This is a genomic window from Yersinia sp. LJYL362 (assembly GCF_048323875.1).
The window spans coordinates 31,076-46,320 of sequence record NZ_JBLWEX010000303.1; the positions used below are offsets into that span (position 1 = coordinate 31,076).

Here is a 15,245-nt window from a genome sequence, read left to right on the forward strand (position 1 = left end):
AAATAACCTATACTGTGTAATAGCTATATCAATTTCATTTATAAATTAGCGTTCTATGGTCATGGATGATGACTTAATAGAAATAGCATTTCCTCTTTGGATAAATAACATGTTATACCAAGTGTCAGCAGGTAAACATAATGTCACTTGATAAAGAGGTATCCATCTCCCGACATTACTGAATGATGATAACTGGGTTAAGGCTTTAAGCGGCTTATCCGGTTCACAAGATCCACTGCTAAATGATAAACTTTTTGTATTATCGATGACTTTATCTTCGGCTACTGATGATTGAGTTGCATTAAAATGTACTGTTTCTATCTTTATCGCGAGGTTAGCTTCAGATAAACCTGAATCTGATAGCATATTATCCGCTATCTTTTTTAGTTGATTAACTTGTAACTGTGTTAACTCATTGTTTTTATATAATCGAGCTCTTTCACGTATTATTCCCGCTAATGAATACGAAATACGATCCAATTTTCCGATGGTAGAATAATATTCTGAAATTGATATTAGTCCCTTTATGAAAATAATCATGGTCAAGACAATAAAAGAAAACTCAACAATAACTGCGCCCTGAGTATCTGAAAGCAAATTTTTTGGGTTAATTTTCTTGTGCAAAAATGACCTCCCGTAATAGTAATGTATTCGCCCAATATGGTGATATGGGGAAAAAAAAGGGGCGATATAAATATCGGAAACTGTATCTGGCTAGAGATAATGTATCGTTATTTGAAGTATTATTATTAATAATATCAGAAATGTTTTCACTAAAAGCAATATTTATGTTTACCTTATTACCTTCAGTGATAAAGGGTCCTAAGATGCCATGGTGCGCAGCTAATTTTTGTTGTAACACTGATGCAGAACTGGAGTTATTACTCGGATCTTTATTCTTAGCCGACTTTGCTGCTTCAGAAACGGCAAAATCTAAACTGGCAGAAATATAACATAAGCGAGATATTTCGGCACTCAGTAGTAATATAAATAAAAATAGAATAAATACCATTGAAAATTCTATAGTAATAGAGCCTCTATTTGAGTGAAAAAAACGTAGTGGGACCTCACTCATTTTTCGCTCACTGAGATAACATTATCTTTGTCGAGGGTATTAATTTGACTAAGCGCCAATATGAGTTCATCTGGGTCTTTTGCCATTTTCTCCGCTAATATTATCTTTTTTGCATATTTATCATCATCAATTTTGATAAGAGAGAATACCAAGTTGTGTAACATGAAACTCCCTCGTTTCCCTGCTAAATAATCCGGAAGTAATATCCTTACTGCCTCTGTATAACGTTTGTCGAGCATCGCGACTACAGCAAGATTGTTCATGGCTATCTCATCAGAAATAAATAAATTTCTAGATTGATTAATAGATTTTTTAGCTTCATTAATTTTACCATTACTGGCTAAAATAATACCTTTCATATTATGTGCTTCTGCATTTTTTGGTGACATAGTGATTAACTTATTAATAACTATGCTGGCTGTGGCATCATCATTTTTATTAATAAGATTTTTGGCCTGTAGCAAATAAATCGATTCATTTTTTTTATGCGCTATGGGTTCTAAAAAATATAATGATGACTCGGTGTCTCCAGCAAGATAATAAGCATTAGCTAACTTTAACCGAAAAGTATCATCTTCTTTTATTTTCAATTTATTACGATACAAGGTAATAAGTCCGCCATAATTTTTTGCTTTGGTCAAAATGCTTTCCCGATAACTAACCTCTTTTCTGCTCATATCTCTATTCCAAGAGCAAGCATTTATTAGTAAGGTAAAAATAAAGATAATAAGGATGCGGCGGCTATTTTTGTACATAGGTGAGTATCTCCAACACACTAGGTGATATAACTAATATAATAAATGGGATAAGAATAAATATAAAAAGCGGAAATGTTAATTTAGTGGATAGCTTACTTATTTTTTCCTCCATAATTAATAACTGCATTTCTCGTATATCTTGAGATAATTTAATTAATTGTTCATATATGCTGGATCCAAAAATAATGCTGTATTGTAGCGCACTACAAAACATTCTTATCTCCATGGAGGAAGAGCATTGATGAAATTCTTTAATAGCAGATTCTAGCCCATTTATTTCTGCTCGCTTAGTTATTTTAATAATAGTCAGACTCAAATCTGAATTGATTATTTTAAATTTTTTGGCAGTATAACTGAGTGAGTTGTCTATTGTCATCCCAGATTGAACACATGCAGCAGTGATATCAATGAAAAAAGGCAGGGACTTAAGCATAGAATCCGTTCTTCTGGTGACAATTTGTTTAATGATTATTTTAGGTAAATATAAAACAATCATCATAGTTATCAATCCAAAAATCAGTAAATTTATAAAATTAACTTCTACCAAATTGCTCTCCGATAATATTACTATTGCCATCAAGCTTATGGTGATTATAAATATTTTAAAATAAATCGACTTGTCAAGAAAAAATGGGATTTTAATAAATATAGAAAGATCTTTATGTTGATTTTTTACGTCTCTTTTATCTTCTATTTTGTGTTTATACTCGTCAGCCTCATTTATTTTATTGTATACGGAGATTCTTTTAACTCTTGAGTTTGTTTTAAGTAAAAGCACTAATCCTAGTAATAATAACAATATATAAAAAAATGCATTCATATCGTTTTCCTGAGCATGTTTCTTATTATAGTAACCCCAATAAATTCACTGATTATAATATAGTAGAAAATAATGCTTCCAATGGGATGATTCCACATGGATTCTATGCTGGTAGAGTCAATAAAATAAAGTAAAAAAGAGAAGGCAAAAGGCATAATAGAAATAATATTGACTGACATTCTTGTTTGAGCTGTCATTACGGATTTTTTTTGTTCTGCTGTTTTATTTTTTGTTATTACTTGTGATAGGCGATTAGTCAACTCTCTTAATTGCCCCCCCTGCTGTAGATTAAGTAAGATAATAGTCATAAGGAAATAGAATTCAGGATAATTAAATCTCTTGTAAGCATCATAGAAAACGGTTTCAGGAGACTCTCCCAGATTAAGTCGTCGACAGATAAGGCTCATTTCATACCCTAGTGAGCCGTGTATTTCTTGCCCGCAGCGTTCTAATATTTGATTGATACTTGTACCGCTACTTGCTGCCATATTTATCATCAAGAGAACTTCGGGAAAGTCTTGTTTAAAAATCTCATGATGCATTTTTCGTGATTGTTTTATTTGTATATATATAATGCTTATGAAGGTAAAGATGAAAATGGAAAATAAATTAAAATGTAACCAAAGTGTGTTTGCATAGTAAATGCATACTGAGTAAATGACAGGTATTGCGATATGCAGTTTATTTTTTCTTTTAATAATGTCATGCAAATACTGTAACCATTCTACAAATAATCTTTTTAAAAAAATAGTCAGAAAAAAATCACTATTGAATGTTAATTCGTTTGAATTTATTATAGATTTTTTTATTTTTATCCATTTTAGATTATTCAATAATATTATTAATACTCCAGACAAAATAATTATGTAGTAAATCATTTTTCCACCGTAGAAAAAATACTCTTTAATTCATTGGATAGACTATACATTTCAGCATTTATTCTGATAGAAGATCGGCCAAACAGCCCATGGTTGATAAATTCCCCTTGAATTTTTCCATATTCATCACGTGTGTTGTCTGGTTTAAAAGAAAATATATTCTGTAGTACAACGTTATCACCCTCCATTCCCATAATTTCGCTGATGTACCTTACTTTTCTTGTGCCATCATTCATTCGTGAAACTTGAACAATAAGATTGATTGCAGATGCAATATTCCGTCGAATAGTAAATAGAGGCATGTTAACCGGCCCCATCATGATCATGCTTTCCAGGCGAGCAATAGCATCACGGGGCGAGTTAGCATGCAATGTTGACATAGATCCATTGTGGCCAGTGTTCATCGCTTGAAGCATTTCAAACGTTTCTTCACCTCTGCATTCGCCAATAATAATTCTGTCTGGGCGCATTCGCAGTGAGTTAATGACTAAGTCCCGCATAGTAATCTGCCCGGTATTCTCCAGACCCGCTAATCGCGTTTCCATTCTGACAACGTGTGGTTGTTCGAGATTCAACTCGGCTGCATCTTCAAGAGTAATCACTCTTTCGCTTTTAGAAATATATTTTGATAACGCATTTAATAACGTTGTTTTGCCTGAGCCAGTACCTCCTGAGATAACAATATTAACCCTGCAACTGGCAGCAATAATCAGAAGGTTGGCCATATCACTGCTCATAGCGCCCATATCAACTAAGTCTTCTAACTTCCGTTTATTATGACTAAATTTTCGGATAGACAGTGCAGTACCATCCAAAGCAATCGGGCTCATTGCAACATTAATACGACTTCCATCAATTAACCGAGCATCAGCTAAGGGGCGGCCTTCATCAATACGACGATTGACTTTTTGCATTAAGCGCTTGGCAATATCTGTCAGTTGAGTATTACTAATAAAACGGCGATCAGTTAACGTTATCAAGCCAGAACGTTCAATGAATATTTTATTCGGACCGTTAACCATAATGTCACTGATAGAATCATCCTCCATAAGTTCTCTTAATGGTCCAAATCCAGTGATTTCATCTGCTATCATTGAAATTATTTTTTTCTGGTCTTGAGTCGTAATTTGATATTCATTATCATTGAATAAATCATAAAATGTTTTGGACAGTAATCCATTAAGCCTACTGTAGTCATCGACAAGATGTTCAACTTTATCTATATCTATATTCGCTAACATTTTCTCTCTAATTAACTCTTGTACAGTTAATGATATTTTCATTATTTATCTTCTGCCTTTAATCCTTGCTATTACTTTGTTTACCCATTTTCCATTATCAATAATAGGTTTTACCTTTATGCCCATTGTATTTTTGGCTAATGCGATTATCTTGGTTTTTTTTCTGCCAAAATAGTACTGGTCATTTAATGAGACTTTTGTACTATTGATATAGGGTATGTGTACATCGATAGTTTTTTGCAATAATGACTGTATATCAGCGGTATCTAGCATCCCTTTAGTGACCGGTCTGCTTTCGTTTAAACAAATTATTAATCGAGTGGCTTGTCTGTTATCTCTTTTAAATCTGTCATATATCCCAATGAATTCTTTGGCAACTCTAACTGACATCATGCTATTATCGAATAATATAATGATGCAATTGGATTGTTCAATGTAATCTATTATTTTTTCTTTTGTCGCATTATGAATTGATTGGTCAAAAACTATAAAGTTATGTTTTTTATTCGTTTGACTATCTATCTCAGTTAATTGCTTCTCTTTACATAACATAAGATCTAAGTGTTTATGATATTCAGTGAATTCTGTGTTCATCTTTTTTTCTGTTACAAGGTCAAGATCTTGAGATCCTTGGTTACCTTGCAATAATAAAGTGGGCGATTTTTTTATTTGTGAGATTTCATACGCTAAATGATAACTGAGTAGCGTAGTGCCTATTCCACCTTTGCAACCCAGTACACTAGTAACAAAGGCCTTTCTTTCTGTTTCTATCTGAATGCCTTTCAGCAACAGTTGCGTCAGTTCAGTAGATTGTGACTGAATATTTAAATATAGTATTCCTCGTTCAGTAAATTGCTGTGCAACACTGATTGAGTCAATATCTCCGACTAATACACACCAACAATCTCGTGGTGTATGTTTTTTTATTAAATCTGCTATATTTTCTATATTGATGTCATTGCCGATATCAATAATTGCACCTATAGTTTGCTCTGGCAGATTAACTGATTGAGCAGTAAAGATATCTTTATTTATCTCTTTAATATTATTCATATCAGCAAGTCTGATTTTTTCAGATACTTTCTCTACCAGCCAGTTTCTGCTGGAGATAATTGCAATAGTGTTTTTTGTTTTACTGTCTTTTCTATTGATTAAATCCTTATTTAGTATCAGTTGCATATGTCACCATGAATAATAGTCATTACTTGACCTATAATGCTAAATGGACTTTCTTTACCTGGTACAAGTGACCTCATTTAATAAAACCGCCTTTGCGCAGAAATTCTCTGGCTATTTTTTCTCTTTTTACTTCCTTGATAGAGGCAAAATTAAAAAAACGCTCAAGCGTTGAGGTATGTATAAAATTAGGCAATTCAACATCTTTTTCGGCGACAGGGTTCACCAGGTTTACCGTCGCGATCACGATCAATTCAGTTTGGCTCTGTTCTGTTTGCGCGTTGCGGAAAAATGCGCCTAATATGGGAATATCACCAATCAGTGGGATTTTTTTCAGTGACTCTCTCTCCGTGTTGCTGATAAGCCCACCTAAAATGAAACTCTCACCGTCCCCCAGTTCTAATGTCGTGGCTGCTTTACGTGTTCTTAATGAAGGATATGAGTCTCCTCCTTTAATATTAAACGTCTTCCCTATACTGCTAACTTCTTCATTTAAAATAATACGAATACGTTTTTTGTCATTAACTTTTGCGCCAATATTTAATTTTATCCCAAATTCTTTATAGCTAATTTCTCTGCTATTCTGTGTTGTACTCACTATGGGTATTTCACCACCAACCAAAAAAGAGGCACTTTCACCTGATAATACGGAGAGGTTGGGCTCCGCTAAAACGCGAGCAATTGCATTATCGTTAATAGCATGAACTAATGTACTGATCCCTTTTGCATTGAATCTAAAAAATTGGAAGGAGCCTACAGAATCACCTATGGTGCTCCAGTTTATCCCAACATTTTCAGTAAAATCTTTTGTGACCTCGGCGATAGTGAGTTTTACATTCACCTGATTGGATTGCGGTAACTTTATTTTATTGATAATCCCATCATAATGACCATTGTCAGATGGTTGATCATCATTATATTTTATTCTTTTACTGCCTATGGCCTCACCAATAATGGTGCTAATAGTCTCTTTAGCGTCCTCCGAGTCTGCCATCCCTGTCAGAACATAACTATCACCTATTTTATTAATATCTATATTGCTTTCAGGATATTCAATCTTAATTCTTTTATCTACCATAGTAATGATGTTATTAACAAGAACTTCGGATTTTTTAATCGGTATATTGTTCTGATTGAACAATATAAATTCTGCGAGTCCCTCTTTCTTTGCATAAACAATCATACTGTTTTTACCAACGAGCTCATAGTCAGCTACAGTTGCCGCAGAAACAAAGACGGTATCTATTTCATCCTTTGTGTTAATAATATATGACTCACCAGTCGATAAATAAATCAATTTAGCATTTGCTTTATTTATCGCCACTTGCCATGTCATTACAATGGATATAAAAAGAAATATATTACAGATTTTATAGTTTAGCCTTAGTATTCTCATCCTCTGAGTTCTCTTGTTGTACGCAGTTTAGGGATAATGTCATATAAATTGGTAGATATGCGTTCACCATCAGCGGGCTTATAGCTCGGCACCAGCAATATATCACCAGATTTCTCTACTATATGTATCAAATTTAGCTCTTTAGTTTTTATTATGACAGTAATATTACCTACTAATATATCTTCAGTCTTTTGTTTATTGTTGTTTTTTTCTGATAATTCACTTGTAGAATACTTTTTCATCCTTATTATTCGCATGTCAGGAATTATTCTATTTAATGAGTAAGTCTGTCTTTTTCTATCATTTATGCTTTTGGTATTTATTGTGGTTCCGTACTCCATTCCTTTATTTCGATCTGTCTCAAGAGTTCTTAATTGGAATGAGAGTGTATCTCCAACATTTAAAGTGTTTAACAAATAATCATCTTGTTGTTTGATATCAAATTTATAAATAATTTGACCTTTCTGCAGGCTCAGATAACTAAATTCATCACTGTCTGGAGAGGCTAGCATGTCTTTGGTAATGTAGGAACCCTCCAGAATGTTGGTTTTTAATAAATAGCTATTAATGATGGCATTTTCAGACATGTCATTTTTTATTAATTCACTTGACGGAGGAACTGTTATTTTTTTTATGGTGTAATCAGTATGGGTTAATAGGGTACCCAAAGATAAATCAGTGGTGGCTTGCGCCAATATGATGGTAACGTCTTTTTCTTTATTTGGCGCAGTAAAGTTATTCGTTATTTTTTTATCATCTACCGTTCCCATTAATATACCAGTAACCCCTATGGCTATAATAAGAATAGAACATAGTAAAATAAACTTTCGATTCATAATAATAACCTTATATCATTGTATAATAGCGTTTTCTCTGTTTATGAAAAAAAGGACAATAAGAAGCCGCCAGAGATTGCCACAGCATAAGGTACACCTCTCTGTTGAATATCAGCACGGTTGATTAACATGCCTATTATCATCACGATTCCGCCCATAATTGCCGTATAAAGAATGAAGTTGAGTGATTGCTCCACATTCAATGTAAGCAGTAATACGGTTATTAATTTAACATCACCGCCGCCTATCAATTTAAAATAAAAAATAATATAGCCTATGACTAAAGCCAAGAGGGGAATGGCGAGACTGATGGTAGTATAGATAATAAAGCTTAACATTAACGTATTGATGGCAACTGTCATCACCCATTTATTGCTGATAACACGATGGCGAATGTCGCCATAACAGATAAACAGTAACTGCAACACTAAAAAGGTGGTTAACGATATTTGTAATATATTCAATACGCTTCCTGTGTTAGATGTGACTAATATGGCAGTCTGAGACTGCCATTTAACGGTGTTAAAATTTAAATTACTTAGGATTTCGCAGTGACAGACTCTTTAGCTGTTTGTACTAAATCAGTGACCAAAGTGGTTAGTGGCTCTTTAGCAGCAGTAATAAGGATACCGGCTAATGCAATAATCATGACATATTCAATAATAGAACCACGATTGTCTTTCAGAAATTCTTGTGCATTCACTTGTGCCGCTACATAGCCTTTAGTCATTAAATTTATCATGATTTTACTTTCCTTGTTAAATGTATTGGGACTATTCCCGATGTTTTAAAATAATAATTGAGTAGGTATATCGCTACTACCCGAATTGATATTTTTATAATCGCCTCGTTCGTAGTGGTAGCTATTAAACATTTTATTGGATAGAAAATCCTTTTTGTTACTACTATTTAGTCTTCATAAATTATATTTATTTAAGCGGAATTAGTAAGAATTCGGTTTGTCCCCACCGAGCAAGATAATAATGACTAAGACTGAGAGAAATGAGAGCCAGCAGAAAGAGAAAAAGGCGAGTAAAGAAATCAACTTTTTCCCGCGGTGGCTTTGAAAAAAGCTGGGTGTGCTGACCGTCTGAAGAGTCTGTGGAATGAGACCTTCCGGTCGTAAAGAAGGTATGGCTATCTGAGGAGGCGCAGGGAGAATAGCTATTTGCTGTATATTCTCATAGTCTTGCGGTTCTTCAGGGCCTTTGTTGGTCTTTATCAGGCTCACGGAACCAGTATAACGGACTCCTTTGCGCGGAATAGTATGGATAAGAGATTCTTTCAGCCCAACCTGAATAAATGCCTTACGTAGCATATAAAGTTGCCCATAATAACTGCTTTCGCTGACTGCCCCACGCTGTTCTTTCCATACTTGATTGATAATCTGCTCTTTTTCAGTAACTCCGTTCAACAACAACTGTAAAAATCTCAGATTATTTTCAGTTAACATGACGACTGAACCATTGGGGCCATTTAAACAGCGTTGTGCGGGAGAAAATAGCACTGTTCCTTCTAATTTAAACACAATCTCATTTGTCTCCATATTGACGGCTACCTATCCTGTATAAGGTGTATATTTATTTTGATTTCTTTAAGATCTCATCTTATTTTGCGTAAAGCAGATTTATGTTAAGTGAGTATTTTTCTTTGACGTTGTGTGCCTTAAAATTGTCGTTGTACGGTTTTAAAGGTTATTAATTCGCTGTTTGTCTGTCTTTATATTAATTCTTAAATGTCTTTAAGTAACAACCAGACGTATTCTTGCATGATGTAATTGTGATTAACAAGGAAATATTGAGTGTAGATATGCTATTTACTATCATTAATTATCACGATTTATTATTTGTTTATTATTTTCTATTTATCACTTGATTGTGATTTTTACGCAATTCTTCTGTATTATTGAGAAACTCTCTAATTTTTAGATCTCAATATATTAAATATAATATTTCCTCTCCCTATCATAACAGCGTTAGGAGATGAGGAATGAAATCGCGGTAAGTTAAGCCGAGAGTTGGAGTAGACTGTATCAGTTTTAGGGGGATAATTGCTTAAGGCAAAGTGAGGCCATAATGACCCTGGATCTGTTTTCCCTATTACCCAGTGAGCCGTGGGTTGAAGAGTTAGCGCCCGGTGCCTTGGTTCTGCATCATTTTGCCCAAGAGCAGGTGCCGTCGCTGCTAGCGGAAGTTGCCGCGATAACTAGCGTTTCGCCTTTTCGGCATCTGATTACGCCAGGAGGTTACCGGATGTCGGTTGCCATGAGTAATTGTGGTTCGCTGGGATGGGTCAGTGATGCTCGGGGTTACCGCTATAGCGCGATTGATCCGCTAACTGAAATGCGTTGGCCTTCTATGCCGCAACGTTTTATGTCACTGGCGGTTGCTGCTGCACGACAAGCTGGTTTTGTGCATTTTCAACCCGATGCCTGTTTGATCAATCGTTATGAGGTGGGGGCTAAGTTATCCTTGCATCAAGATAAAGATGAGTTGGATTTATGCCAACCTATAGTCTCTGTTTCATTGGGGCTGCCAGCGGTGTTTCAATTCGGTGGGGCATCTCGCGAAGCTAAATGTCAGAGAGTTTTATTGAGCGAAGGTGATGTGGTGGTGTGGGGTGGGCCGTCTCGTTTGAATTATCACGGTATATTGCCGATTAAAGCAGGGTCTTCTCCCGCAGCGGGAGCATATCGGATTAACTTAACCTTTCGTCATACTGGGCGCGCTGAGAAGTTATGAGGTATCAATAAGAAAGCCCTGCATCCTGCAAAGCTGAATGCAGGGCTATGATAATCCTTATTATACTTTAGTGTTGTTTGCTGTCTTTTTTATGCAGCAACATATACACCGCTGGAATAACCAGCATGGAAAGCAATGGTGCGCTCAGCATCCCACCGATCATCGGGGCGGCAATGCGCTGCATAACTTCCGAACCCGTGCCGCTACCCCACATAATTGGCAGCAAACCGGCCATAATCGTGGCGACGGTCATGGCTTTTGGTCGCACTCGCAATACCGCACCTTCGTGAATGGCTGCACTCATTTCATTGGCGGTCATTGGGAAACCGGGCCGTTGATGTTTTTTCACCGCCTGATTCAGATACAAAACCATGATCACGCCGAACTCGGCAGCAACCCCCGCCAGCGCGATAAAGCCGACGGCGGCGGCAACGGAAAAGTTATAGCCCAACCCATAGAGCAACCAGACCCCGCCAATCAGCGCGAAAGGTAGTGTCGCCATGATTAAGGCGGCATCACGGACACTGCTGAAAGTGACATACAACAACACGAAAATGATCATGAGAGTGACCGGCAGGACAATCTTCAGTTTCGCGGTTGCCCGCTCCAGATATTCAAATTGCCCAGACCAACTGAGCGAGACGCCCTCCGGCAGTTTGACTTGCTGAGCGACGGCCTGCTGCATCTCGGTGACGGCTGATTTTAAATCCCGACCCCGCAGATCGACATAAACCCAATCGGACAAGCGCGCGTTCTCACTTTTCAGCATCGGCGGGCCTTCTGTGACTTTAATATCCGCCAATTCAGATAATGCCACTTGCCCGCCATTGGCGGTGACGACCGGTAAATCGCGCAATTTTTGTAGCGAATCACGGATTTCTCGTGGATAACGCAGATTGATGGGATAGCGCTCACGGCCCTCAATGGTTTCACCGATGTTTTGCCCGCCAATCACGGTTTCCACCAACGATTGTAGTTCTTTGACCGAAACACCATAGCGGGCAGCCCGTTTGCGATCGATATCAATATCGACATAGCGGCCACCGGCCAGACGTTCGGATAGCGCCGAGGTCACGCCGGGTACTTTGCGCACCACTTGCTCAATTTGCTGTGCAACTTGCTCAATTTGTTGCACATTCTTACCATTTACTTTGATCCCCACCGGGCTTTTGATCCCGGTAGACAGCATATCCAGCCGGTTGCGGATCGGCGGCACCCACAAATTGGCAATGCCGGGAACATTGACTGTGGCGTCCAGTTCCTCGATCAATTTGTCCATGGTGAGGCCGGGCCGCCATTGATCTTTAGGTTTAAAGCGAATAGTGGTTTCGATCATGGTGAGCGGCGCGGGATCGGTGGCGGTTTCTGCACGTCCTGCTTTACCAAAGACGGTATCCACTTCGGGTACTGTTTTGATTAAGCGGTCTGTTTGTTGCAGTAAATGGCTGGCTTCCCGCACTGAAATCCCCGGTAAAGTCGAGGGCATATACAGCAAATCGCCCTCATCCAAAGCGGGCATAAACTCACTGCCCAAGCGGCTTAGCGGGTATAAGGTGACCAGCAATAACATCCCTGCGACGGCCAAGGTAGTTTTGGGCCGCGCCAGCACTGCGGTCAACACCGGGTGATAAAGGGCGATGAGCCAGCGGTTAATCGGATTCGCATTTTCGTCAGGAATTTTCCCGCGAATAAAATAGCCCATTAATACCGGCACCAATGTTATCGCTAAACCAGCCGAAACCGCCATAGCATAGGTTTTCGTAAAGGCCAGTGGGGAAAACATCCGCCCCTCCTGCGCCTGTAGGGTAAAGACCGGAATAAATGACAAAGTGATAATCAATAAACTGCAAAACAGAGCCGGGCCGACTTCAATCGCCGCCTGCTCTGAAATGCGCCAATAATCTTGGCTGACTGGTGTTTGGCCTGGGTGATCCCGCCGCCATTGTTCCAATACTTTGTGCATGTTTTCGATCATGACGATCGCCGCATCCACCATGGCACCAATGGCTATGGCGATGCCGCCCAGCGACATAATATTGGCATTAACCCCTTGATAGTGCATAACAATAAAGGCACCAAGGATGCCAAGGGGCAGGGTGATGATGGCTACCAGCGCCGAACGGAAGTGGAACAAAAACAGCGAGCAGATAACCGCGACCACTAAAAACTCTTCCAACAACTTAAATGACAAGCTGTCGATGGCCTGAGTAATCAGGTGTGAGCGGTCATAAACCGGCACAATTTCTACTCCGGCGGGTAAGCTGCGCTGAATCTGTTGTAGCTTCTCTTTCACGCCGTTGATGGTTTCCAGCGCATTTTTGCCGTAGCGCATCACAATGATGCTGCCAGCCACTTCGCCCTCGCCATTCAATTCGGCCACGCCGCGCCGCATTTCTGGCCCCATGCGCACGGTGGCAACATCAGACAGTAAAATAGGAATGCCATCACGGGCGGTAATCACAATATTTCTAAAATCATCCGGCGTTTTCAGGTAGCCGCTGGCGCGCACCATATATTCGGCAGCCCCCATTTCCAGCACTGAGCCGCCGCCTTCCTGATTACTGTCGGCAATGGCGCTGGCGATTTGCTGATGAGATAGATTCAGCGCACGCATCCTTTCTGGATCAAGAATCACCTGATATTGGCGCACCATGCCGCCGACACTGGCAACTTCCGACACATTGGGCACCGTTTTCAGCTCAAACTTCAGTGTCCAATCCTGCAACGCACGTAAATCGGCCAGACTGTGTTTGCCGGTTCTATCAATTAATGCATATTCATAAATCCAGCCGACGCCAGTGGCGTCTGGCCCCAGTGCCGCTTTGGCCTCGGCGGGCAGGGTAGATTGCACCTGGCTGAGGTACTCCAGCACCCTTGAGCGCGCCCAGTAAGGATCAGTGCCATCATCAAATAAAACATAGACATAAGCATCGCCGAACATGGAAAAACCGCGCACCGTTTTAGCGCCGGGCACCGACAGCATGGTGGTAGTCAGCGGATAAGTGACCTGATCCTCCACCACTTGCGGGGCTTTGCCGGGGTAACTGACACGAATGATCACTTGCGTGTCTGATAAATCCGGCAATGCATCCAGCGGGGTTTGTTGCAGTGACCAAATCCCCCAGGCAGCCATCATCACCGCACCCAGCAGCACCAACAGCCGGTTACGCAACGACCAGCGGATAATGGCGGCAATCATAAGTGGCTCCCATGAATATCCATATTGTTATTGGAGTTATTGGTTTTTACCGGCTGGATCTGGCGGATCTGTGCGCCTTGCTCAGTCAACGTAAAGGTGAAATTGACTTCACTACCAACGTGGATATCAGCTGATAGTTTGCCCGGTGGCAGCAGGAAATCCATGGTCATCGCGCCCCATTTCAATGCGGCTATCGGGCCATGCGAAAGCGTGATTGTTGAGCCATTAATCGCATTGACCTCCCCTTGTTCCGAGTAAATATCGACCGGCGCTGGTGCGCTGTTATCAACGGCCGGCACTCCGGTTTCTGGGGTGTCAGCCATTTGCGGCAGGGCACTTTGCAAGCTGGCTTCTGAATCAATCAGGAATTGCCCGGAGGTCACCACCAACTGGCCATGACTCAGCCCTGATTTGATTTCGACCCAACCATCCTGAGTTTGCCCGGCACTGACTTCAACCGGCTTAAAGTGACCATTTCCTTCGGCCAGCAACACGGTATTGCGATTGCCCGTCATCAATAAGGCTTCTTGTGGAATGGCCAGCACCGGTTCAAGCGTATCTGTTTGTGTCGATTGCACATTCAGGTACATACCCGGTTTGAGCTTTTGTTGTGGGTTTTCCAAGGTGATACGCGCTTTCAGAGTTCGGGTTGCGAGATCAATATTGGGCAATAATTCACTGACTTTGCCGTGGAAAGATTCACCTGGCCAACTGGCCGTACTGGCAGCAATCTGACTGCCGATCCGCACCAAACTGGCTTGCGATTGCGAATAATCCATCACGATCCACACCGGATCGAGACTGGCTAACTCAAACAGGGATTGCGTTGCTGCGACTTGCGAACCGGCACGGATATCCAGTTTATTGACATAACCATTGGCGGGGGAGCGCAGTGTCACCCGAGTTTGTGGCTGGCCACTTTTTTCGACACTGCGAATCACCTCTTCTGGCATAAATTGCAGCTGTAGCCGCTGGCGTGCCGCCGCAGTCAATGCACGGTCCCCCAATTTGCGGATAGCCAGATACTCTTGCTGAGCAGCACTCCAGTCGGGAACCCATAACTGCGCCAAGGGTTGATTTTTTGTCACTGGCTGCTGATTGGCGCGTACATATAATTGCTCGATA

The 15,245-nt window shown here is 39.8% G+C and carries 15 protein-coding genes; 1 reads left to right on the forward strand and 14 read right to left on the reverse strand.

Annotated elements, in window-relative coordinates:
- Positions 1-45: 45 nt before the first annotated feature.
- The 12 genes from tadF to ACNSO8_RS22905 all read right to left on the reverse strand — a co-directional run bounded on the left by tadF (position 46) and on the right by ACNSO8_RS22905 (position 9,726).
- A complete protein-coding gene (gene tadF / locus ACNSO8_RS22850; RefSeq protein WP_418396017.1) occupies positions 46-624 on the reverse strand; it encodes a tight adherence pilus pseudopilin TadF in 579 nt (192 codons plus the stop codon).
- The gene (locus ACNSO8_RS22855) at positions 608-1,075 is read right to left on the reverse strand and encodes a TadE/TadG family type IV pilus assembly protein (protein WP_418396018.1); all 468 of its coding nucleotides are present in this window, start codon (positions 1,073-1,075) and stop codon (positions 608-610) included. Before ACNSO8_RS22855 ends, tadF begins: the two co-directional genes overlap by 17 nt.
- Positions 1,072-1,830: a tetratricopeptide repeat protein gene (locus ACNSO8_RS22860; protein WP_418396019.1), complete on the reverse strand. Its 759-nt coding sequence runs from the start codon at positions 1,828-1,830 to the stop codon at positions 1,072-1,074. Before ACNSO8_RS22860 ends, ACNSO8_RS22855 begins: the two co-directional genes overlap by 4 nt.
- Positions 1,817-2,653, reverse strand: coding sequence for a type II secretion system F family protein (locus tag ACNSO8_RS22865; RefSeq protein WP_418396020.1), 837 nt, complete (start codon positions 2,651-2,653; stop codon positions 1,817-1,819). Before ACNSO8_RS22865 ends, ACNSO8_RS22860 begins: the two co-directional genes overlap by 14 nt.
- Complete coding sequence (locus ACNSO8_RS22870; protein WP_418396021.1) at positions 2,650-3,531, reverse strand: type II secretion system F family protein; 882 nt, start codon at positions 3,529-3,531, stop codon at positions 2,650-2,652. Before ACNSO8_RS22870 ends, ACNSO8_RS22865 begins: the two co-directional genes overlap by 4 nt.
- The gene (locus ACNSO8_RS22875) at positions 3,528-4,814 is read right to left on the reverse strand and encodes a CpaF family protein (RefSeq protein WP_418396022.1); all 1,287 of its coding nucleotides are present in this window, start codon (positions 4,812-4,814) and stop codon (positions 3,528-3,530) included. Before ACNSO8_RS22875 ends, ACNSO8_RS22870 begins: the two co-directional genes overlap by 4 nt.
- Before the next feature lie 3 nt (positions 4,815-4,817).
- Positions 4,818-5,951, reverse strand: coding sequence for a pilus assembly protein CpaE (locus tag ACNSO8_RS22880; RefSeq protein ID WP_418396023.1), 1,134 nt, complete (start codon positions 5,949-5,951; stop codon positions 4,818-4,820).
- 73 nt (positions 5,952-6,024) lie between these two features.
- Positions 6,025-7,284: a type II and III secretion system protein family protein gene (locus tag ACNSO8_RS22885; protein WP_418396024.1), complete on the reverse strand. Its 1,260-nt coding sequence runs from the start codon at positions 7,282-7,284 to the stop codon at positions 6,025-6,027.
- A gap of 56 nt (positions 7,285-7,340) precedes the next feature.
- Positions 7,341-8,180 carry a tight adherance operon protein gene (locus ACNSO8_RS22890; protein WP_418396025.1) on the reverse strand — a complete coding sequence of 280 codons (840 nt, stop codon included), beginning with the start codon at positions 8,178-8,180 and terminating at the stop codon, positions 7,341-7,343.
- A gap of 41 nt (positions 8,181-8,221) precedes the next feature.
- Complete coding sequence (locus ACNSO8_RS22895; RefSeq protein ID WP_418396026.1) at positions 8,222-8,644, reverse strand: A24 family peptidase; 423 nt, start codon at positions 8,642-8,644, stop codon at positions 8,222-8,224.
- Positions 8,645-8,718: 74 nt separating this feature from the next.
- Positions 8,719-8,922 (reverse strand): pilus assembly protein, encoded by a 204-nt coding sequence (locus ACNSO8_RS22900; RefSeq protein WP_418396027.1) that lies wholly within the window; start codon positions 8,920-8,922, stop codon positions 8,719-8,721.
- Between the two features lie 201 nt (positions 8,923-9,123).
- Complete coding sequence (locus ACNSO8_RS22905; protein ID WP_418396028.1) at positions 9,124-9,726, reverse strand: winged helix-turn-helix domain-containing protein; 603 nt, start codon at positions 9,724-9,726, stop codon at positions 9,124-9,126.
- Between the two features lie 529 nt (positions 9,727-10,255).
- Here ACNSO8_RS22905 and alkB point away from each other — a divergent pair.
- A complete protein-coding gene (gene alkB / locus ACNSO8_RS22910; RefSeq protein ID WP_418396029.1) occupies positions 10,256-10,921 on the forward strand; it encodes a DNA oxidative demethylase AlkB in 666 nt (221 codons plus the stop codon).
- Between the two features lie 67 nt (positions 10,922-10,988).
- Here the strand turns inward: alkB and ACNSO8_RS22915 are convergent, their stop codons facing one another.
- Together ACNSO8_RS22915 and ACNSO8_RS22920 are read right to left on the reverse strand one after the other, a co-directional pair.
- Entirely contained in the window at positions 10,989-14,120 is a 3,132-nt protein-coding gene (locus ACNSO8_RS22915) for an efflux RND transporter permease subunit (protein ID WP_418396030.1), read from the reverse strand.
- Positions 14,117-15,245, reverse strand: a 1,129-nt coding sequence (locus ACNSO8_RS22920; protein WP_418396031.1) for an efflux RND transporter periplasmic adaptor subunit, incomplete at its 5' end; no start/stop codon positions are given. The genes ACNSO8_RS22915 and ACNSO8_RS22920, both read right to left, overlap by 4 nt.

Bases quoted from the DNA above. Each gene is read 5' to 3' on its own strand.
- alkB (WP_418396029.1), top strand. From the start codon at position 10,256: ATGACCCTGGATCTGTTTTCCCTATTACCCAGTGAGCCGTGGGTTGAA.
- ACNSO8_RS22915 (WP_418396030.1), bottom strand. From the start codon at position 14,120: ATGATTGCCGCCATTATCCGCTGGTCGTTGCGTAACCGGCTGTTGGTG.
- ACNSO8_RS22890 (WP_418396025.1), bottom strand. From the start codon at position 8,180: ATGAATCGAAAGTTTATTTTACTATGTTCTATTCTTATTATAGCCATA.
- ACNSO8_RS22860 (WP_418396019.1), bottom strand. From the start codon at position 1,830: ATGTACAAAAATAGCCGCCGCATCCTTATTATCTTTATTTTTACCTTA.
- ACNSO8_RS22875 (WP_418396022.1), bottom strand. From the start codon at position 4,814: ATGAAAATATCATTAACTGTACAAGAGTTAATTAGAGAGAAAATGTTA.
- ACNSO8_RS22885 (WP_418396024.1), bottom strand. From the start codon at position 7,284: ATGACATGGCAAGTGGCGATAAATAAAGCAAATGCTAAATTGATTTAT.
- ACNSO8_RS22900 (WP_418396027.1), bottom strand. From the start codon at position 8,922: ATGATAAATTTAATGACTAAAGGCTATGTAGCGGCACAAGTGAATGCA.
- ACNSO8_RS22855 (WP_418396018.1), bottom strand. From the start codon at position 1,075: ATGAGTGAGGTCCCACTACGTTTTTTTCACTCAAATAGAGGCTCTATT.
- ACNSO8_RS22870 (WP_418396021.1), bottom strand. From the start codon at position 3,531: ATGATTTACTACATAATTATTTTGTCTGGAGTATTAATAATATTATTG.
- ACNSO8_RS22905 (WP_418396028.1), bottom strand. From the start codon at position 9,726: ATGGAGACAAATGAGATTGTGTTTAAATTAGAAGGAACAGTGCTATTT.
- ACNSO8_RS22880 (WP_418396023.1), bottom strand. From the start codon at position 5,951: ATGCAACTGATACTAAATAAGGATTTAATCAATAGAAAAGACAGTAAA.
- ACNSO8_RS22865 (WP_418396020.1), bottom strand. From the start codon at position 2,653: ATGAATGCATTTTTTTATATATTGTTATTATTACTAGGATTAGTGCTT.